The following is an 18712-nucleotide window of genomic DNA, read 5'->3' as shown; positions in this document are numbered from 1 at the left end:
CATGACGACGATCGAGCTGATCGCGCTCGTGTCGGGGGCGGCGTGCGTGGCCGGGCTGGTGCTGGCGGTGGTCGCGCTGGTCGGCACCCGCCGGCCGGCCGGGTCGGCACCGGGCGCCGGTCCGGGGCTGAGCCGGCTCTGGACCGGCTCCGGCGCGAGCCGGCAGGACCAGCGCCGTCACCAGTTCCTGCTCGGCGCGGCCGTGGTGGCCGGCGCGCTGGCCTTCCTGCTCACCGGGCTGCCGGTGGTCGCCCTGCTGGTGGCGCTGGCGGTGCCCGGGGTGCCGTGGCTGTTCGCGGTGGGCCGGGCCGAGCAGCGGGCCATCGCCCGCATCGAGGCCGTCGGCGAGTGGACCCGGCGGCTCAAGGACATCTCCGGCACCGGGCAGGGCCTCCAGCAGGCCATCATCGGCACCATCGCCACCGCGCCGGAGGAGATCCAGGAGGAGGTACGCACCCTGGCGGCCCGCCTCCAGGCCGGCTGGCTGGCGAGGTCGGCGCTGCTCGCCTTCGCCGAGGAGATCGCCGACCCGGTCTGCGACCAGGTGGTCGCGGCGCTGATCCTGCACCTCACCGACCGGGGCGAGCGCCTCGGCGACGTGCTGGGCTCGATCGCCACCGCCGCCTCGGCCGAGGTGGCCACCCGGCGGGAGGTCGAGGCGAAGCGCACGCAGCCCCGGTTCGCAGTCCGCTTCCTCACCGGGATGACCCTGGCCACCCTCGCGTACGGGCTGGTCAACAGCGACTACGTCCGGCCGTACGGGACGGTTTTCGGGCAGCTGGTCATGGCGGTGCTCGGGGCGGCCTTCGTCGGGCTGCTGGTCTGGGTGCGCTCGATGAGCCAGCCGCCCCGCCCGGCGCGCTTCCTGCCGGCGCCCGACCCGGAGGAGGCCATCGCGTGACGCTGAACTGGCAGTTGACGATCGCCGTGCTGGGCGGGGCGGCGGTCGGGCTGGGCCTGTTCCTGGTGGTGCGCGAGACGCTGCCCGCCACCCCGGCGCTCGGGCCGGCACTGCGCCGGTTGCACCAGCCGCCCGGCCAGGCCCCGGTCGCCGGGAGCGGGCCGGACTGGCTCGGCGGGGTCTCCCGCTGGCTGCGGCCACCGCACCGGCAGCTCGCCCTGCTCGACCGGACCCCCGAGCAGTACGCCCTGTCCGTGCTGCTCTCCGCGCTGGTCGGGTTCGCCACCCCGGTGGTGGCCTCGGCCGTGCTCTTCCTGGGCGGGGTGGGGCTGCCGGTGGTCGTACCGGTGCTCGGGAGCCTGGGGCTGGCGCTGGTCGCCGGCCTGCTCGCGCACCGCGCGGTGCTGGCCCGGGCGGATGCCGCGCGGGACGAGTTCCGCCAGGCGGTCTGCACCTATCTGGACCTGGTGGCGTTGCAGCTCTCCGCCGCCCACGGCCCGGTGCAGTCGCTGGAGCGCGCGGCGGCCGTCTGCGACGGCTGGGTCTTCGACCGCATCCGGGAGGCGCTGCGGATCGCCCAGCTCCAGATGCACTCCCCCTGGGACGAGCTCCAGGAGCTGGCCGACCGCATCGGCATCCCGGAGCTGGGCGACGTGGGGGCCATCATGCGCTCCTCCGGCAGCGAGGGCGCCCAGGTCCACGAGACCCTCCGCAGCCGCGCCGACTCGCTGCGCGACCAGATCCGCACCGACAACCTGGCCCGGGCCGAGGGGGTGACCAGCCGGCTGGACATCCCCGGCTCGCTGCTGGTCTTCGTCCTGCTCGGCTTCGCCGTCTACCCGTTCCTCGCCCGCCTGTGAACCGACCCCGAGAAGGAGACGACCGTGCACCTCTACGCCTACCTCTACGCCGCAGTGAGCAGCCGCCTGGCCGAGCTGCGGCGGGACACCGAGCGGGGCGACAGCCCCGTGCCGACCGCGGTGATCATCTTCGGCCTGGTCGCGGTGGCCATGGCGGTCACCGGGCTCGCCCTGGCCAAGGCCAACAACTGGATGAACGCCATCCCCAACAACACGGCGCCGAAGGCCCCGTGATGCCCCGCCCCGCCCGTACGGACCGGAGCCGGCCGGCGCTCGCCGGCCGGCCCTCCGGCCGGTGCGGCCCGGGGCGGATCGCCACCGTCCTCCGGGGACGGCTCGCCGCGGGCGGGTCCGAACGGGGGGCCAACCCGGTCGAGCTGGCGGTGGTGATGCCGGTGATCCTGGTGGTGCTCTTCGCCTCGATCCAGCTCGCCGTCTGGTTCGTGGCCCGGTCCACCGCCCTCAACGCGGCGCAGAGCGGGGTGAACGCACAGCGGGCGCACGAGGCCCCGCCGGGCGCGGGCCGGGAGCGGGCCACCACCTTCCTGCACGCCGCCGGGGACTGGCTGGTCGACTGGCAGAACCCGGGCCCGGCCTGCGAGGTCGTCGCCACCGGGGGCACCCCCACCGAGGTCACCTGCACGGTCAGCGGACGCTCCCTGTCGGTGATCCCGGGGGTCGACTTCCCGGTCCGGCAGACCGCGCACGGCACCGCCGAACGCTGGACGACGGGGTGAGGCGGATGGCGCGGGACGGCGGTTCCGTCTCGATCGAGGTGGCGGTGCTCGCCCCCGCCTTCATCGGGTTGATGGTGCTGGCCGGGGTGGCCGGCCGGACGGCCGTCGCCGACGAGGCGGTGGAGTCGGCCGCCCACGACGCGGCCCGGGCCGCCTCGATCGCCCGCGACGCGCGCACCGGCAGATCCGACGCCACCGACGCGGCCCGCCGCCAGCTCGACTGGTCGGGGCTGCGCTGCACCGCCCCACCGGCGCTGGACTTCCACGGCTCGGTGGGCAGCACGGAGACCGGCTTCGCGGCCGCGTACCGCAGCGCGCCAGGGGTGCCGGCGACCGTCACGGTGACGGTGACCTGCACCGTCTCCTTCGACGACCTGCGGGCGCCCGGGCTGCCCCTGGCGCTGAACCGCAAGACCGTCTCGGCGAGCTTCACCTCCCCGCTGGACACCTACCGGAGCCGCGGATGACCGGGCGGCGCGCGGCGGAGAGCGGCCGGGTGAGCCTCTTCCTGGCCGTGGCGATGACCGGCGTACTCGTGATCATCAGCCTGGCGTACGACGGCGCCGGGCAGCTCCGTTCGTTGCAGCGCGCGGACAACCTGGCCGCCGAGGCGGCCCGCAGCGGCGGCCAGATGATCGACCGGGCCAGCGCCATCGAGGGCGGCCCGAAGCAGATCGACGAGGTGGCCGCCCGGAACGCCGTCGCGGACTACCTGCGCGCCGCCGGCGGGGTCCGCGACCACGACGTCAGTTTCCCGGTGGTCGCCGGGGAGCGGCAGATCCAGGTACGCGTCCGCATCACCTACCGCCGGGACCTGCTCGGTCTCTTCGGCTTCCGGAACACCGCCACCGTCACCGGTGAGGCCACCGCGCGGGCGCTCACCGGAGCCCCGTAGGAAGGGAAGGCAGCCATGGGTGCAACGCAACGCTCGGCCGTCCGGCGGACCGGCCAGGTCCTCACCGGGCTCGGCGCTCTCGTCGTGCTCTGCGCGGTGCTGGCCGGTGGGCCCGTCGCCCTGCTGGCCTTCGCCGGCAACCCCCTCCCCGACCACCTGCCCACCCTGGCCGAGGTGGGCACCTCGTTGACCAGCCGCGACGACGGGCAGCTCTTCCTGCGGGCGCTGGCCGTGGTGGGCTGGTTCGGCTGGGCGACGTTCGCCTTCTCCGTACTGGTGGAACTTCTCGCGGCGGCCCTGCGCCGGCCGGCGCCCCGGTTGCCCGGGATGCGCCGCCAGCAGCGGGCCGCGGCCGCGCTCGTCGGCTCGGTGGCGCTGATCCTGGCGGCCAGCCCGGCCGCGGCGAGCGCCGCCACCCTCGCCGCGCCGCAGCCGGTCGCCGCCGCCCCGGCGGTGGTCAGCCCGCAGGCCGGTCCCGCGCTCACCGCCCCGCAGGTGCGGACCGCCTCGATGACCACCGACCCGGCGGTCTACCGGGTGGCGAAGGGCGACTACCTGGGCGAGGTGGCCGAGCGCTACCTGGACGACTTCGAGCGCTACCGCGAGGTGGCCCGGCTCAACCGGCTCGCCGACCCGGACCGGATCCGCCCGGGGCAGCTGATCAGGCTGCCCGAGAGGGCGGTGGACGCCGGTGCCCGCCCGCACGCCACCGGCCGGCTCGTGGTCACCCCGGCCGGCCCGTCCCGCCCGGCTCCCGGCCCGGCGGTGACGCCGGGCGGCGCGTCACCGGCGACACCGAAGGGCAAGCCGTCCACGCGCGACACCACCCCCACCGTGGAGGCACCGGCCGGGCAGGCGCCGGCCATGTCGGCGGGCGCGTCCCGGGCCACCCCCGAGGACGGCATCAACCGCCCGCTGGCCATCTCGGCGGTGCTGGCCGTGGCGAGCATCGTGGGCGCACAGATCGGCGCGGTTCTCGGCCTGCGCCGCCGACGGCCGGTGGCCCGGCCCGGCGTCCGGGCGCTCGTGACCGGCCGCCACCGCAGGGACTGATCAGGGGAGGCGGGCTTCCAGGCGGCCATTGACCACGCGGGTGGGGAGGACGACCTGGTCGTTGCCGGAGGGCCCGTGGACGACCTCGCCGCCGTTGAGGCGGAACGTGCTGCCGTGCCAGGGGCAGACCACGCAGGCGTGACCGTCGATCTCCTGCACCTCGCCCTCACCGAGCGGGCCGCTCTGGTGCGGGCAGCGCTCCAGCATCACGGTGACGTCGTCGCCGTGCCGATAGAGGATCACCGAGACGTCGTCGATCTCCCGCGTGAGGAGCTGGCGCTGCGGCAGGCTCGACAGGTCGCCGAGCGGGTGCCAGCCCTCGCTGACCAGGTGCAGCTCGGAGATGCTCTGGCTGACCTGCGCGCCCTGCTTGTACGCGAGGTGCCCACCCAGGTACGCCCCGGCGCTCGCCGCCGACAGCCCCAGGTAGGCCAGCGCCCGGCCGGTGTTGTGCCGGCCGTTCAGCCGGGCCGCCAGCGAGCTGGCGTAGAGAGCCACACCGACGGTGTTCGCGGCGGCGTGCACGAGGCCGACCCGGCGCTGGTCCCGGGACAGGGCCGCCCAGTCGTTGAGGCCGGCCACCGCCGCCGGCAGCGCGCTGAGGGTGCCGACGCCCACCAGCGCGGTCGCCGCCCGGCGCTGGCCGGGCATCAGGTCCACGATGGCGGCCGAGATCCAGGCGCCGACCGGCACCTGCACCATCGCCGGGTGCAGCGGGTGCCCCAGCCAGACGCCGTGCAGGAAGTCCCGCACCCGCTGCGGACGCAGGACGCCCTGGACGGCGCGCTGCAACCGGTCACCCACCCGGTCCAGCGCCGAAGCCTGTTCGAGTTTCGTCAATAGTTCGCGCACGTTGTCCGACTTCCCGGCCGGAGGGGTCCCAAACCGGGCGGTGACGACGGATCACCCCAACGGGTGGTTCACGTCCGTCCGCCATCGGTCGGTGTGCAGGGCGGCGGCCAGGGGTCGGGGCGTACGCCAGCCGTGCCGGACCAGATCGGGGACGGTCTGGAGGTGGCTCACCGGGCCCAGGCAGAGCCAGGCCACCGGGCGGATGCCGGGCGGGATGCCGAGCAGGTCGGCCAGGAACGGCTCCCGGTAGAAGGAGACCCAGCCGACGCCGAGCCCTTCGGCGGTGGCGGCCAGCCAGAGGTTCTGGATGGCCAGGCAGACGGAGTAGAGACCGGCGTCGGCGATGGCGTGCCGGCCGAGCACCGCCGGCCCGCCCCGCTGCGGGTCGTACGTGACCACGACCGACAGCGTCGACTCCAGCACTCCGTCGATCTTGATGCGGGCGAACCGCTCGGCTGCCGCACCGTCCAGCGTGGCGGCGAAGGTGTCCCGCTCGACCTGGATGTGGGCGTGGAACCGGCGGCGGGTCGCCGGATCACGGACCAGCACGAAGTCCCAGGGCTGCGAGTTGCCGACGCTCGGCGCGGCGTGCGCGGCGGTGAGGATCCGGTCCAGGACGTCGTCCGGCACCGGCTCCCCGGTGAACTCGGCGCGCACGTCGCGGCGGCGGTGGATGACGTCGTACAGGTCCACAGGCAGGCTCCCGCTGCACTCGGCCCACGCATCACGTGGGCGACTGGACGCGAGGCCGGTCTTCGGACTCCCGGATCGACGCCTGACCGTCCGCCTTCCCGGCCGTGGGGCCAGTGGCTGCGCGTGACGCGCGTGGACGGGGGCTCCCCGGTCACCGCGGCGGGCCCGTGCCGGATTTCCACCGGCTTCCCGATTCTCCCCGCGCACGGCGGGGCACCTCGCCCGATCGTTGCCGCCGCCGATGCTATCGGGGCCGGACCGTCCCGGTGGGGGCGGCTCGGTGCCGGGTCAGGCGGGTGGCGCGAGCTCGCGCAGCACCTGGTTGAGCTGCTCGATGCGGGACTCCGCCTCGGCGCGCAGCCGCTCGGCGAGGGCGTTCCAGTCCTGCTTGGTCGGCGCCTGCCCGGGCGGCAGTGCCGCGAGCGCCCAGCCCACCTCGGCCAGGGTGAGGCCGACCCGCTGGCACGCCTCGATCATCGCCAGGCGGCACATCACGTCGCCGTGGTAGCGACGCTGGTTACCGGACGTGCGGTCGCTGCTGAGCAGGCCCTGCGCCTCGTAGAAGCGGATCGCCGACGCGGCGACGCCACTGCGCTGCGCGACCTGACCGATCGTCAGGCCCGGCTCGTGCCAGTCGAAGGACGTGTCGTGCTTCACGCCCCGAGTATGCCCGCCGGGAATTGACCTCAACAATTGTTGAGGTTCTACGGTCGGCTCCATCGAGTCCACGAGATTCCCTGGAGGGGACGATGATCCTGGTGACCGGCGCGACGGGCAACGTCGGGCGGCGTGTGGTCGAGCGGCTGGCCGCGGCGGGTCACAACGTACGCGCCGTGACCCGCGACCCGAGCCGCGCGAGCCTGCCGGCGGGTGTGGAGGTGGTGGCCGCCGACCTGGCGGATCCGGAGACGCTGCGCCCGCACCTGGACGGTGTCCGGGCCGTGTTCCTGATCTGGCCGTTCGTCGAGCCGGCCCCGACGGCGCAGCTCGCTCCGCGCCTCGCCGCCGTGCTCGCGGGTGCCGGCTCACCGCGGGTGGTGTACGTGTCGGCCGCCTCCGCCGAGGCCGACCCGGACTCGTTCTGGGCCGTGGTGGAACGCGCCGTCGTCGCGGCCGGGCTGCCCTGGACGATGCTGCGGCCCACCGGCATCGCCACCAACACGCTGGCCTGGGCCGAGCCGATCCGCACCGAGGGCGTGGTGCGCTGGCCGTACGGCGCGGCGGCCCGTTCGATGGTCCACGAGGACGACATCGCGGCCGTGGCGGTCGAGGCGCTGACCACCGACCGGCACGACGGGCGGACGTACGTGCTCACCGGCCCGCAGACGGTCGCCCAGGCCGAGCAGGTGCGCATCATCGGTGCGGCGATCGGCCGCGACGTGCACTGGGAGGAGGTGCCCGCCGAAGCCGTACGCCCCATGCTGGCCGAGGCGATGGGCAGCGCCGCGTTCGCGGAGGCGGCGCTGACCGGCTGGGCCGCGATGGTGGAGACCCCCGAACCGGTGACCGGCGACGTGGCGGCGGTGCTGGGGCGGCCCGCCCGGACGTTCGCCGACTGGGCGGCCGACCACGCGGCCGACTTCGCCTGAGCCCGCGGGAGGTGCGGCGCACCCCGCACCTCCCGCGGCCGGCCGGGCGGCGGAACAGCGGGGCGCTGGCGCGGCGGACGCCGCCGAGGGCATGCTGACCCGATGGGGGTACGCGTCGAGCACACCGGACCGGTGACCACGGTGATCCTGGACCGGCCGGAGGCCCGCAACGCCGTCGACGGGCCGACCGCCCGGGCCCTGGCCGACGCCTTCCGTGCCTTCGAGGCGGACGCAGGCGCGGCGGTCGCCGTGCTCTGGGGCGCGGGCGGCACGTTCTGCGCCGGCGCCGACCTCAAGGCCATCGGCACGCCACGCGGCAACCGGGTGGAGCCCGAGGGCGACGGCCCGATGGGTCCCACCCGGATGCGCCTGTCCAAGCCGGTGCTCGCCGCGATCTCCGGTCACGCCGTGGCCGGCGGCCTGGAGCTGGCCCTCTGGTGCGACCTGCGGATCGCCGAGTCGGACGCCACGCTCGGGGTGTTCTGCCGGCGCTGGGGTGTGCCGCTCATCGACGGCGGGACGGTGCGGCTGCCCCGGCTCATCGGCGAGAGCCGGGCCATGGACCTGATCCTCACCGGTCGCCCGGTGCCCGCCGACGAGGCGTACGCGATGGGTCTGGTGAACCGGGTGGTCGCGCCGGGTGCGGCCCGGGCGGAGGCCGAGCGGCTGGCCGCCGAGATCGCCCGGCACCCGCAGACCTGCCTGCGCAACGACCGGGCCGCGGTGCTGTCGGGCGCCGGCCTGCCCGAGCCGGAGGCGATGGCCACCGAACTCGCCTTCGGGATGGAGTCCCTGGTGACCGACGCCGTGCAGGGGGCGGCCCGGTTCACGGCCGGCGCCGGCCGGCACGGAGCGCCGGCCGGCTGACCTGCCGGACCGGCTCCGCCCGGCTCACTGGGCGATCTGCGTGGAGATCTTGGTAACCACGTCGGTCATGGCGGCGACGGCCGGGGCCGCCTCGATGATCCCGGCGAACAACCGCTTGAGTACGGAGGGTTGCCGACGATCCGAGGTGAGGGCCTCGGTGAAGGCCGTCAGCAACTCCTGTGCCTCCGGGTTCCCCGCCTCGACGACGGCCTTCTCCACCTTCTCCATGGCCCGGGCGAACTCGATGTCGTACCGGTCAGCGATCGTGTTGAACGAGTTGGCAACGACCGATCGATTGTTGACGACGGAGTTCGAGCCGACGTTGATGTAGTCGCCGTTCACCTTGAGGCCCTCCTGCCCTGCGCGGTCGTGGAAATAGCGGGAACCGGCGTTGGTCACACGGATCTGGTCTCCGGGAAGAGGCCGGCGACGAGGGTCGGGCCGCTGGGACGGCTCCCCCTCCGGCTTCTCCCGTTCAACTATCTCGGCCATGCCCACCCTGATCAGCCTCTCGGTCGCCAGGCAGGCGTCCTCGTAGGTCTCGCCGGCCGACGCGCTCAACTCCCGCATGGTGGGGTCCGCGCCGTGCACCCGGTGCAACCGACCGAGAATCTTCCTCTCCAGTGCCACCAGTTCCTCGTCGGACATCGCATCGGCGCGCCGCTTCGCCTCGTCGAATCGCTGCTTGGCCTTGACCGACGACGAGATGCCCATGACGACGGCCGCCACCACCACGACCATGCAGAGGAGTGAGACGACCGGGTTGGCGTCGCTCGCCGCCGAAACCCCGGTGCTCGGCGAGATGGTGGGTGAGGGCGACACGTACAGCCACAAGGGCACGACCTCGCTTCCTCGGAGCCGGCAGCCGGAGAGCGAGATCATTCTTCCGAGCGGCATCGACGGGCTCAACAGCCTGTCGGCCAGTTGTCAGCACAATAGACCGACTGCCGCTAGCGCAGATTGCGCAGGGCGTCCTCGATGGCGCGGTGGAAGGTCGGGTACGCGTAGATCATGTGCCGGAGCTGACTGACCGGGACGGCCGCGTGCACGGCCACGACCAGCCCGGACAGCACCTCGCCGCCGGCTGGGCCGACCGAGGTGGCGCCGATCAGCACGCCCTGGTCGGCGTCGGCGACCAGCTTGATGAACCCCTCGTTGCCGGCCTTGTGGATCCACCCGCGGGTGGACGAGGTCAGGTCGGTGTAGCCGACCTGGACGTTGACGCCCCGTTCGCGGGCCTGCTGCTCGGTGAGGCCGACCGCACCCACCTCGGGGTCGGTGAAGGTGACCCGGGGCAGCGCGCGGTAGTCGGCGACCGGCACGCTGCCCGGCGCGGAGGTCGAACCACCCGTGCTCATCGCCCCGCCGACCGCACTGATCACGCCCGCCGCCCCGCCCATCACGCTGGCGGTGCCGCTGGCGTCCGGCCCGCCCTTCATCCGCCGCATGCGGTCGAGCACGTCGGCGACGACGATGCCCGCCTGGTACATGGCGATGTGGGTGAACGCGCCCTCGCCGGTGATGTCGCCGACCGCCCAGATCCCGTCGGTGACGTGCATCCGCTCGTTGACCGGCAGGTAGCGCTGGCCGGCGTCCACCTGCACGGTCTCCAGGCCCAGCTCCTCCAGGTGCGCCCGGCGGCCGGTCACCACCAGCAGCTTCTCGCCGCTGAACACGCGGTCGCCGGCGTGGACGGTGAAGGTCGTGCCGTCGTGCGTGACCCGCTCGGCCCGGACCCCGGTGTGAATCTCCACCCCGTCGGCGCGCAGCGCCCCGGCGGCGATCTCGGAGGCCTCCGGCTCCTCGACGGCGAGCACCCGGTCGGCGGCCTCGACCACGGTCACCCGGACCCCGAACCGGGCGAAGACCTGGGCCAGCTCCAGCCCGATCGCGCCGCCGCCCAGCACCAGCAGCGACCCGGGCAGCTCCTCGACCTCGATGGCCTGGTGGTTGGTCCAGTAGGGCGTGTCCGCCAGCCCGTCGATCGGCGGCACCGAGGGGCGGGTACCGGTGCCGAGAACGATCCCGTACCGGGCCTCGAACACCTGGTCGCCGACGCGGACCCGGTTCGGGCCGTCGAGCCGGCCGCTGCCCCGGACGAACCGGCCGCCCTTGCCGGTGAACCGGTCCACCGCGACCTTGTCGTCCCAGGTGTCGGTGGCCTCCTCGCGGATCCGCTTCGCGACTGGCGCCCAGTCGGGCCGCACCTCGGCGCTGCCGGCCAGCCCGTCGACCCGTCGGGCCTCGGCGAGCGCGTTGGCCGCCCGGATCATCATCTTGCTCGGGATGCAGCCCCAGTAGGGGCACTCGCCGCCCACCAGGTCCCGCTCGATGCCGACCACGGTGAGGCCGGCCTCGGCGAGCCGCCCGGCCACCTCCTCGCCGCCGACTCCGAGCCCGACCACGACCACGTCCACCAGTTCCGGCTCCGCCATTCCGCCAGCATTCCGCACCGCCGGTTCGGCGGCCACCGCGTCGGGCGGGAAATCCCGCACCGGTGATCATCACCACGGCCTACGGTGGCCGGATGCAGGCACGCTTCACCCCGGTCCGGGACTGCTTCCACGACCTGTTCGCCACCGGCCGGGAGACCGGCGCCGCGCTGGCCGTCTGGTACGACGGCGCGCCGGTGCTCGACCTGGTCGGCGGCACCCGGGCCGCCGTCGGGCCGGGCGCGGTCGTGCCGGCCGTCTGGGCCGAGGCGCCGTGGCGGCCGGACACGCTGGTGAACGTCTACTCGGTGGGCAAGCCGGTGGTCGCGCTCTGCCTCCTCCTGCTCGTCGACCGGGGCCGGGTCGACCTCGACGCGCCGGTGTCGGCGTACTGGCCGGAGTTCCACACCCCGGCCACCGTGCGGCAGGTGCTCGCCCACACCGCCGGGCTGCCCGCGTTCCCGGTGCCCCGGCCCGCCGCGGCGATCACCGACTGGGGGCTGCTCTGCGCCGACCTGGCCGCCGCCGACCCCGAGTGGACGCCGGGCAGCGTCGCGGGCGAGCACGCCTGGACGTACGGGCACCTGGTCGGCGAGCTGGTCCGCCGGGTGGACGGGCGGCCGGTGGGGCGCTTCCTGGCCGAGGAGATCGCCGGGCCGTGGCACCTCGACCTGGCCTTCGGCCTCGGCGCCGCGGACCAGCGGCGCTGCGCCGACCTGTCGTACACCGAACCGGACTGGCCGGACCGGATGCGAGGCGAGCCGGGGTCGCTGCGTGCCCGGGCGGTGGGGAACCCGGCCGGCGGCCTTGACGTGGCGGTGGTGAACGGCCCGCTCTGGCGCGGTACCGAGTTCCCGGCGGTGAACCTGCACGCCACCGCCTCCGCCCTGGCCCGCCTCTACGCGGGCCTGCTCGCCGGAGGCACCCTCGACGGGGTACCCCGGTTCAGCCCCGAGCTGGTCGCCGAGGCGACCCGGACGCAGTACGACGGGCCGGACCTGGTGCTGGACCGGCCGGCGTGCTGGACGTTGGGCATGCAGTGGGAGGCGGACGGGAGCTGGGGCATGGGCGGGATCGGCGGCAGCAGCGCCTGGGCCGACCCGGAACGCGGCTACACCTTCGCGTACGCGACCGCGCGGCTGGCCGACCACGACCGGGTGGAGGAGCTGGTCGAGGCGCTGCACTCCTGCCTCTGACCGGAGGCGGACCGGCGGCAGTCGGCGCTCAGCGCAGCCAGAGCGGGTCGGCGCCCGGGACCTCCAGCGGGGGCGGGTAGTCCAGTGCCCCGCGCACCGGCGCCGGCAGCCGCCACGGCTGGTGCACCGACTTCCCCTCGATCGAGGCCAGCTCCGGCACGTGCCGGCGGACGTACGCGCCGTCGGGGTCGTAGCGTTCGGCCTGGCGGACCGGGTTGAATCCGCGGTGCGGCCGGGCGTCGTTGCCGGTGCCGGCCACCCACTGCCAGTTGCCCGAGTTGTCGGCCACGTCGCCGTCGAGCAGCCAGCGGAAGAAGACCGCCACCCCGGACCGCCAGTCCAGCCGGAGGTGCCGGGTCAGGTAACCGGCGGTGATGAGCCGGGCCCGGTTGTGCATCCAGCCCTCGGCGCGGAGCTGCCGCATGCCCGCGTCCACGATCGGCATCCCGGTGCGCCCCTCGGTCCAGGCCGCCAGCGCGTGCCCGTCGTACCGCCAGTCCTCCTCGACCCCCCGCCGGTACGCCCGGGACGACAGGTCGGGAAAGGCGGCGGCGACCTGGTGGTGGAAGTCCCGCCAGCAGAGCTGCCGCACGAACGGCCCGCTGCGGTCGCCGGCCCGGTTCGCCACGGCCAGTGGCGAGAGGCAGCCGAAGCGCAGGTAGGGGCTGAGCCGGGAGGTCTCGTCGCCGGCCATGTCGTCGTGGATGTCGTCGTACCGCCCCAGTGTCGGCAGCCACCCGGCGAGGCGGCGCCGGGCCACGCTCTCCCCGCCGGCGGCCGCGTCCGGGGAGTCGCCCCGGGGCGGGTCGGGCAGCCGGCCGGGATCGACGCCGTCGGGCAGCCGTACCCGTTCCGGTGCGGCCAGTTCCTCCCGCAGCTCGACGCCCTGCCAGGCCCGGAAGTAGGGGCTGAACACCCGGTAGTGGTCGCCGCCCGCGGGTCGCAGGTCGCCCGGACCGACGATCGTGAGGCCGGGGAAGAGCCGGAGGAACATCCGGTGCCGCTCGCACTCCCCGCGCAGCCGGCGCTCCCGACGCCGGGCGTAGTGGCTGACGTCGGCGGAGAGGCCGATCCCCTCGGCGCCGACCGCGCGGGCCAGCCGGATCGTCTCGGCCACCGGGTCGCCGCGCCGGACCACCAGGTCGCCGCCGCGTCGCCGGAGCGCCTCGCGCAGGTCGGCCAGGCTCTGGTACAGGAACCGGGTGCGGTTCGGGGAGAGCCCTTGCAGGGCCGGGTCGAGCACGTACAGCGGCACCACCCGGTCGAAGGCCGAACAGGCCGACGCCAGCGCCGGGTGGTCGTGCACCCGCAGGTCACGGGTGAGGAGCACGACGGCCGTGCGGTCGCTCACGCGGCCAGAGCCGGCCGGAGCGCCGGACCGGGGAGCCGCACCGGCGTGCCGGCCGGGGTGACCAGCGCCTGTGCGGCCACCGCCAGCCGCCGCCGCCGGGGTACGCGGGCCCGCCGGGCGAAGACGTCGAAGTCCTGGGCGGCCACCTCGTCGAGGATCCCGCCGTAGAGCGCGTACGCGGTGCGCATGCAGGCCTGCGAGGCGGGAGCGAGCAGCGGGATGCCCGGAGCGGCGGCCGCGTAGTGGGTCTGGGCGCGGGTCACCTCGTACTCGATCAGCTCACGGAGCCGCGGGGTGCCGCGGCCGGCGGCACGGGCGGCGAGCAGGTCCTCCCGGGTGACCCCGAACGCGGCCAGATCCTCGTCGGGCAGGTAGGTGCGCCCCCGGTCCAGGTCCTCGGCCACGTCGCGGATGAAGTTCGTGAGCTGGAAGGCGAAGCCGAGCTGGCGGGCCGGCTCCCGGGCGGCGGCCGGATCGGAGCTGCCCAGGATCGGCAGCATCATGGTGCCGATGACCGCCGCGGACCCCTCCATGTAGTCGAGCAGGTCGTCGTAGGTGGGGTACGCCAGGACCGTCAGGTCCATCGTCATGCTGCGCAGGAACGACGCGAAGTCGTCGCGGTCGAGGTCGAAGACGGCGATGGTGTGCAGCACGGCGGGGAGCAGCGGGTCGTCGACCGGCTCGCCGTGGAGGCCGGCGACGAACCGGGCGGACCACTCGGCCAGCCGGGCCGCGCGCTCGGCCGGCGGAAGCTCCTCGGTGCGGTCGACGATCTCGTCGGCGTAGCGCGTGAAGCCGTACAGGGCGTGCACGTGTCGCCGTTTCCAGGCGGGCAGCAGCCGGGTGGCGAGATAGTAGGTACGGCCGTGGCGCCGGTGCAGCTCGCGACAGCGCTCGTAGGCAGCGGTGAGATCGGTGTTCACCGGCCCTCCTCAGATTCGACGCAGCAATCGACGCAACTCGTACCCTAGGGTACGCTCGCCCACATGGCCAACGACGCAGTTGCCGGTAGTCCGCCCCGCCTCGTCGCGCCGGCGCAGCCCGGGGCGACCGACGATCCGGTCCGCGGCGTCCTGGCCGCGTTCACGCAGGACCTGGTGACCGGGGTCGACGAGACCCTCACCGCGTTCCTGGCCACCGAGGTCGACGCGCTCGCCGAGATCGACGCGGCGATGGGCGGGTTCGCCGCGACGGCCCGCGACTGCGTGCTGGCCGCCGGCAAGCGGGTCCGGCCGACCTTCGCGTACTGGGGCTGGCGGGGGGTGGCCGGCGTCGACGCGCCGCTGCCGTCGGTGCTGCCCGCGCTCGCCGCGCTCGAACTGCTGCACACGTTCGCGCTGGTGCACGATGACGTGATGGACGGCTCCGACACCCGGCGCGGCCGGCCGACCGCACACCGGGCCGCCGCCGTGCGGCACCGGGCGGCCGGGCACACCGGCGACCCGGAGCGCTACGGCGAGGCGGTCGCCGTGCTCGTCGGCGACCTCTGCCTCGTCTGGGCCGACCGCCTGATGGCACACGCCGCCGTGCCGCCGGCCCGGCTGCTCGACGTGCGCCGCTGCTACGACCAGATGCGGGTCGAGACCGTCGCCGGACAGTTCCTCGACGTGCTCGGCGAGCACGACGCGGCGAACTGGTCGGTCGACCGGGCGCTGCGGGTGGCCCGCTACAAGACCGCCGGCTACACCGTCCAGCGGCCACTGCTCTTCGGCGCCGCTCTGGCCGGCGCCGAGGCGGACACCCCACTGATCAGCGCCTACACCCGCTACGGGCTGGCCGTCGGCGAGGCGTTCCAGCTCCGCGACGACCTGCTCGGGGTCTACGGCGATCCGGCCACCACCGGCAAGCCGGCCGGGGACGACCTGCGTACCGGCAAGCCGACCGTGCTGCTGATGCTGGCCCGGCAGCTCGGCACCCCGGCCCAGCGCCGCGCCCTGGAGCGGGCCGGCACGGTCACCGGGGCGGCCGAGGTGGCCCGGCTGGCCGACCTGGTCCGCGACACCGGGGCGGTGGCCCGGGTGGAACGGATGATCGCCGAACGGGTGGCCGAGGCGCAGGTGGCGCTCGACGACGCGCCGATCGAGGGCACCGCGCGGACCGCGCTGACCGGGCTGGCCACCGCCGCCACGACGCGGCGGGCATGATGGGCAACTTCACGGACAAGGGGGCCGAATGCGCAGCGTGAACGGGCGTACCGACCGGGTGGTGGTCGTCGGCGCCGGGCTGGGCGGGCTGGCCTGCGCGCTGCACCTCGCCGGCAGCGGCCGGCAGGTGACCGTGCTGGAACGCGAGCCGGTGCCGGGCGGGCGCGCCGGCCGGCTCGGCGTCGACGGCTACGAGTTCGACACCGGGCCGACGGTGCTCACCATGCCCGACCTGATCGCCGAGGCGCTCGGCGCGGTCGGCGAGGAGCTGAGCGACTGGCTCGACCTGACCCCGCTCGACCCGGCCTACCGGGCGTACTACCCGGACGGGTCGACGCTGGACGTCATCAGCGACACCACGCGGATGGCCGCCGAGATCGCCCGGGTCTGCGGGCCCCGCGAGGCCGACGGCTACCTGCGCTTCGTCGACTTCGCGCGGGACCTGTGGCGCTGGGAGCGGGCGGACTTCATCGAGCGCAACCTGGACGCGCCGACCGACCTGCTCACCGGCAACCTGCTCAAGCTGCTGGCCAACGGCGCGTTCCGGCGGCTCCAGACGAAGATCAACCAGTTCTTCCGCGACCCGCGTACCCAGCGGATCTTCTCGTTCCAGGCCATGTACGCCGGCCTCGCGCCGCACGACGCGCTGGCCATCTACGCCGTCATCGCGTACCTCGACTCGGTGGCCGGGGTGTGTTTCCCGCGCGGCGGCATCCACGCGGTCTCCCGCGGGATGGCGGGCGCGGCCGAGAAGCACGGCGTGCAGATCCGGTACGGCACGACGGTTACCCGCGTCGAGACCGCGCACGGCCGGGCCACCGGTGTGGTCACCGCCGACGGCGAGTTCGTCCCGGCGGACGTCGTGGTGCTCAACCCCGACCTGCCGGTCGCCTACCGGGACCTGCTGCCGGAGAGCCGGCAGCGCCGGCTCACCTACTCGCCCTCCTGCGTGGTGCTGCACGTCGGCTCGACCCAGGGCTACGGCCGAATCGCCCACCACAACATCCACTTCGGGCGGTCCTGGAAGGGCACCTTCGACGAGGTGATCCGGCGCGGCGAGCTGATGTCCGACCCCTCGCTGCTGGTGACGAACCCGAGCCGGACCGACCCGTCGGTGGCCCCGGCCGGGAGGCACACCTACTACGTGCTCGCCCCGGTGCCCAACCTCCACCGGGCGCCCCTGCACTGGCCGGGCGACCTGACCCGCCGCTACGCCGACCAGCTCGTGGCGACGCTGGAGGAGCGCGGCTACGTCGGCTTCGGCGGCGGCATCGAGGTGCTGCGCGCGGTGACCCCGGCCGACTGGGAGGCGCAGGGCATGGCCGCCGGCACCCCGTTCGCGGCCGCGCACAGCCTCTTCCAGACCGGCCCGTTCCGCCCGCCGAACCTGCACCGGACGCTGGGCAACGTGGTCTTCGTGGGCTCCGGCACCCAGCCCGGGGTGGGCGTGCCGATGGTCCTGATCAGCGGCAAGCTCGCCGCCGCGCGCATCACCGGCGGCCTCCGGTGAGCGCGAGGAGCGCAGCGGAGCGGAGCCCCGCAGTCGCGAACGAAAGGTCGGCGCGGTGACGGCCCGGGAGAAGCACCTCGTCGAGCTGGTGGACGACGGCGGGCACGTGCTCGGCGAGACCACCGTGGCCGCCGCCCACCAGCCACCCGGCCGGCTGCACCGGGCCTTCTCGGTGCTGCTGGTCGACCCGCAGGGGCGGATCCTGCTCCAGCAGCGGGCCGCCGTGAAGACCCGCTTCCCGCTGCGCTGGGCCAACGCCTGCTGCGGCCACCCCCTGCCCGGCGAGTCGCTGATCGAGGCCGCCAACCGGCGGCTCGCCGAGGAACTCGGCGTCGACCCGGTCGACCTCACCGAGGTCGGGGTGTACGTCTACTACGCCGAGGACCCGGCCACCGGTCGCGTCGAGTTCGAGTACGACCACGTGCTGCGCGCCGACGTACCGGCCGACCTGCCCATCCGGCCCGACCCGGACGAGGTGGCCACGCTTCGCTGGGTCGACCCGGGCGAGCTGGAGGCCGACCTGGACAGCGACCCCCGCGCGTACGCGCCCTGGCTCGGCGGGGTGGTGAACCGGCTGCTGCGGCCGGCCCGTCCCGCCGCCGACGTGGCCCGGGCGGGCGCGCCGGCCGACGAGGCACCGGGGCGGTCGGGTGGCGGATGAGGCGCTGAGCGCGGGGGCCGTCGCACGGCGGCTGGGGGTCGCCGTCACCACGCTGCGCACCTGGCACCAGCGCTACGGCCTCGGCCCGAGCGAGCACGTGCCGGGGCACCACCGGCGTTACACGCCGGTCGACCTCGCGCGCCTGGAGATCATGCGGCGGCTCACCGCCGAGGGGGTCGCCCCCGCCGAGGCCGCCCGCTGGGCGCGGCAGGCACCGGCCGTCCTTCCGCCCGAGCAGCTCGGGCTGACGCGGCGCGCCACCGCCCGGGACGGCGGCGGGACGACCATCCCGGTCGGCCGGGCCGGACCGGTGGCCCGTGGCCTGGCCCGTGCCGCCATGCGGCTGGACTCGATGGCGATCGCTGCGACCATCGCGCACGCCCTCACCACCGACGGCGTGGTGCCGACCTGGGAGGGCCTGCTCCGGCCGGTGCTCGCCGGCATCGGCGAACGGCACGCCGCCACCGGCGGGCTGATCGAGGTGGAGCACCTGATGTCCCGGTGCGTCTCCGAGGCGTTCGCCACCGCGGGCCGGACGCACCCCGCCGCCGGGCCGCCCCGGATCCTGCTCGCCTGCGCCGATGAGGAACAGCACACGCTGCCCCTGGAGGCGCTGGGCGCCGCCCTGACCGAGGCCGGGGTGGGCTACCGGATGCTGGGCGCGCGGGTGCCGGTGGCCGCCCTGGTCGAGACGGTCGAGCGGACCGGGCCGGCGGCCGTGGTGCTCTGGTCACACACCCGGCTCACGGCCGATCCGGAGCAGCTCACCACGGTGCTCGCCGCCCCGCGCCGCCCGCTGCTGGTGCTCGCCGCCGGGCCGGGCTGGCGGGCCGACACGCTTCCCGCCGGGGTGGTCCGGCCGCTGCACCTGGCCGAGGCGGTCTCGCTGGCCGTGGCCGTACGCGACTCCCTGGACCAGTCGACGGTGGGCTGAGGGCCCCTCTCCCGATTCGGGACGGCGTCCACTACGG

General features: G+C 74.9%; 21 protein-coding genes and 1 riboswitch. Of the genes, 14 read left to right on the top strand and 7 right to left on the bottom strand.

Annotated features, from left to right (window positions below; genetic code table 11):
• Position 1: 1 nt before the first annotated feature.
• Genes ABZW14_RS00795 through ABZW14_RS00765 form a run of 7 tightly spaced genes read left to right on the top strand, consistent with a single transcriptional unit; the run spans position 2 to position 4446 of the window.
• On the top strand, positions 2-901 hold the full coding sequence (locus ABZW14_RS00795; protein ID WP_355337643.1) for a type II secretion system F family protein: 900 nt from the start codon (positions 2-4) through the stop codon (positions 899-901).
• A complete protein-coding gene (locus tag ABZW14_RS00790) occupies positions 898-1761 on the top strand; it encodes a type II secretion system F family protein (RefSeq protein WP_355337640.1) in 864 nt (287 codons plus the stop codon). Before ABZW14_RS00795 ends, ABZW14_RS00790 begins: the two co-directional genes overlap by 4 nt.
• A gap of 24 nt (positions 1762-1785) precedes the next feature.
• Entirely contained in the window at positions 1786-1995 is a 210-nt protein-coding gene (locus ABZW14_RS00785) for a hypothetical protein (protein WP_189193410.1), read from the top strand.
• Positions 1995-2498, top strand: coding sequence for a TadE family protein (locus ABZW14_RS00780; RefSeq protein ID WP_355337637.1), 504 nt, complete (start codon positions 1995-1997; stop codon positions 2496-2498). The genes ABZW14_RS00785 and ABZW14_RS00780 overlap by 1 nt, the downstream gene beginning before the upstream one ends.
• Before the next feature lie 5 nt (positions 2499-2503).
• A complete protein-coding gene (locus ABZW14_RS00775; RefSeq protein ID WP_355337634.1) occupies positions 2504-2965 on the top strand; it encodes a TadE/TadG family type IV pilus assembly protein in 462 nt (153 codons plus the stop codon).
• Complete coding sequence (locus ABZW14_RS00770; RefSeq protein ID WP_355337631.1) at positions 2962-3393, top strand: hypothetical protein; 432 nt, start codon at positions 2962-2964, stop codon at positions 3391-3393. The genes ABZW14_RS00775 and ABZW14_RS00770 overlap by 4 nt, the downstream gene beginning before the upstream one ends.
• A gap of 15 nt (positions 3394-3408) precedes the next feature.
• Positions 3409-4446: a LysM peptidoglycan-binding domain-containing protein gene (locus ABZW14_RS00765; RefSeq protein WP_355337628.1), complete on the top strand. Its 1038-nt coding sequence runs from the start codon at positions 3409-3411 to the stop codon at positions 4444-4446.
• Here the strand turns inward: ABZW14_RS00765 and ABZW14_RS00760 are convergent, their stop codons facing one another.
• From ABZW14_RS00760 to soxR, 3 genes are all read right to left on the bottom strand, one after another.
• Positions 4447-5298, bottom strand: a complete 852-nt coding sequence (locus tag ABZW14_RS00760) for a Rieske 2Fe-2S domain-containing protein (protein ID WP_355337625.1) — start codon at positions 5296-5298, stop codon at positions 4447-4449.
• Between the two features lie 51 nt (positions 5299-5349).
• Complete coding sequence (gene bluB / locus ABZW14_RS00755; protein ID WP_355337622.1) at positions 5350-5991, bottom strand: 5,6-dimethylbenzimidazole synthase; 642 nt, start codon at positions 5989-5991, stop codon at positions 5350-5352.
• 35 nt (positions 5992-6026) lie between these two features.
• Positions 6027-6227: riboswitch (cobalamin riboswitch) on the bottom strand.
• A 52-nt stretch (positions 6228-6279) separates the two neighbouring features.
• Positions 6280-6648: a redox-sensitive transcriptional activator SoxR gene (soxR, locus tag ABZW14_RS00750; RefSeq protein WP_355337619.1), complete on the bottom strand. Its 369-nt coding sequence runs from the start codon at positions 6646-6648 to the stop codon at positions 6280-6282.
• 92 nt (positions 6649-6740) lie between these two features.
• Between soxR and ABZW14_RS00745 the strand changes: the two genes are divergently transcribed.
• Positions 6741-7580 (top strand): NAD(P)H-binding protein, encoded by an 840-nt coding sequence (locus ABZW14_RS00745; RefSeq protein WP_355337616.1) that lies wholly within the window; start codon positions 6741-6743, stop codon positions 7578-7580.
• Between the two features lie 102 nt (positions 7581-7682).
• The gene (locus ABZW14_RS00740) at positions 7683-8447 is read left to right on the top strand and encodes a crotonase/enoyl-CoA hydratase family protein (RefSeq protein WP_355337613.1); all 765 of its coding nucleotides are present in this window, start codon (positions 7683-7685) and stop codon (positions 8445-8447) included.
• A 24-nt stretch (positions 8448-8471) separates the two neighbouring features.
• Here ABZW14_RS00740 and ABZW14_RS00735 read toward each other — a convergent pair whose 3' ends face one another.
• Together ABZW14_RS00735 and ABZW14_RS00730 are read right to left on the bottom strand one after the other, a co-directional pair.
• Positions 8472-9287, bottom strand: coding sequence for a hypothetical protein (locus tag ABZW14_RS00735; RefSeq protein WP_355337610.1), 816 nt, complete (start codon positions 9285-9287; stop codon positions 8472-8474).
• A gap of 110 nt (positions 9288-9397) precedes the next feature.
• The gene (locus ABZW14_RS00730) at positions 9398-10882 is read right to left on the bottom strand and encodes an FAD-dependent oxidoreductase (protein WP_355337607.1); all 1485 of its coding nucleotides are present in this window, start codon (positions 10880-10882) and stop codon (positions 9398-9400) included.
• Positions 10883-10974: 92 nt separating this feature from the next.
• Between ABZW14_RS00730 and ABZW14_RS00725 the strand changes: the two genes are divergently transcribed.
• Positions 10975-12075, top strand: a complete 1101-nt coding sequence (locus ABZW14_RS00725) for a serine hydrolase domain-containing protein (RefSeq protein ID WP_355337604.1) — start codon at positions 10975-10977, stop codon at positions 12073-12075.
• Positions 12076-12103: 28 nt separating this feature from the next.
• On the opposite strand, the gene ABZW14_RS00720 is transcribed toward ABZW14_RS00725, so the two are convergent.
• A complete protein-coding gene (locus ABZW14_RS00720) occupies positions 12104-13426 on the bottom strand; it encodes a deoxyribodipyrimidine photo-lyase (RefSeq protein WP_355337601.1) in 1323 nt (440 codons plus the stop codon).
• A complete protein-coding gene (locus tag ABZW14_RS00715; RefSeq protein WP_355337598.1) occupies positions 13423-14349 on the bottom strand; it encodes a phytoene/squalene synthase family protein in 927 nt (308 codons plus the stop codon). Before ABZW14_RS00715 ends, ABZW14_RS00720 begins: the two co-directional genes overlap by 4 nt.
• 63 nt (positions 14350-14412) lie before the next feature.
• Here ABZW14_RS00715 and ABZW14_RS00710 point away from each other — a divergent pair, with 63 nt between their 5' ends.
• From ABZW14_RS00710 to ABZW14_RS00695, 4 genes are read left to right on the top strand one after another with little or no spacing between them, the layout of a single operon-like run.
• Complete coding sequence (locus tag ABZW14_RS00710; RefSeq protein ID WP_355337595.1) at positions 14413-15570, top strand: polyprenyl synthetase family protein; 1158 nt, start codon at positions 14413-14415, stop codon at positions 15568-15570.
• A gap of 28 nt (positions 15571-15598) precedes the next feature.
• Positions 15599-17080, top strand: a complete 1482-nt coding sequence (crtI, locus tag ABZW14_RS00705) for a phytoene desaturase family protein (protein WP_355337592.1) — start codon at positions 15599-15601, stop codon at positions 17078-17080.
• A 55-nt stretch (positions 17081-17135) separates the two neighbouring features.
• Positions 17136-17741: an isopentenyl-diphosphate Delta-isomerase gene (idi, locus tag ABZW14_RS00700; protein WP_355337589.1), complete on the top strand. Its 606-nt coding sequence runs from the start codon at positions 17136-17138 to the stop codon at positions 17739-17741.
• Positions 17731-18675: a MerR family transcriptional regulator gene (locus ABZW14_RS00695; protein WP_355337586.1), complete on the top strand. Its 945-nt coding sequence runs from the start codon at positions 17731-17733 to the stop codon at positions 18673-18675. The genes idi and ABZW14_RS00695 overlap by 11 nt, the downstream gene beginning before the upstream one ends.
• Positions 18676-18712 lie beyond the last annotated feature (37 nt).

This window comes from Micromonospora sp. NPDC004551, from assembly GCF_040609975.1.
GTDB lineage: Bacteria > Actinomycetota > Actinomycetes > Mycobacteriales > Micromonosporaceae > Micromonospora.
This window is presented reverse-complemented; position numbering and strand designations above follow the sequence as displayed.

Excerpts from the sequence above, each read along its gene's own strand:
- ABZW14_RS00795 (WP_355337643.1), top strand. The coding sequence starts at position 2 with ATGACGACGATCGAGCTGATCGCGCTCGTGTCGGGGGCGGCGTGCGTG.
- ABZW14_RS00780 (WP_355337637.1), top strand. The coding sequence starts at position 1,995 with ATGCCCCGCCCCGCCCGTACGGACCGGAGCCGGCCGGCGCTCGCCGGC.
- ABZW14_RS00775 (WP_355337634.1), top strand. The coding sequence starts at position 2,504 with ATGGCGCGGGACGGCGGTTCCGTCTCGATCGAGGTGGCGGTGCTCGCC.
- ABZW14_RS00770 (WP_355337631.1), top strand. The coding sequence starts at position 2,962 with ATGACCGGGCGGCGCGCGGCGGAGAGCGGCCGGGTGAGCCTCTTCCTG.
- ABZW14_RS00765 (WP_355337628.1), top strand. The coding sequence starts at position 3,409 with ATGGGTGCAACGCAACGCTCGGCCGTCCGGCGGACCGGCCAGGTCCTC.
- ABZW14_RS00745 (WP_355337616.1), top strand. The coding sequence starts at position 6,741 with ATGATCCTGGTGACCGGCGCGACGGGCAACGTCGGGCGGCGTGTGGTC.
- ABZW14_RS00740 (WP_355337613.1), top strand. The coding sequence starts at position 7,683 with ATGGGGGTACGCGTCGAGCACACCGGACCGGTGACCACGGTGATCCTG.
- ABZW14_RS00730 (WP_355337607.1), bottom strand. The coding sequence starts at position 10,882 with ATGGCGGAGCCGGAACTGGTGGACGTGGTCGTGGTCGGGCTCGGAGTC.
- ABZW14_RS00725 (WP_355337604.1), top strand. The coding sequence starts at position 10,975 with ATGCAGGCACGCTTCACCCCGGTCCGGGACTGCTTCCACGACCTGTTC.
- ABZW14_RS00710 (WP_355337595.1), top strand. The coding sequence starts at position 14,413 with ATGGCCAACGACGCAGTTGCCGGTAGTCCGCCCCGCCTCGTCGCGCCG.
- crtI (WP_355337592.1), top strand. The coding sequence starts at position 15,599 with ATGCGCAGCGTGAACGGGCGTACCGACCGGGTGGTGGTCGTCGGCGCC.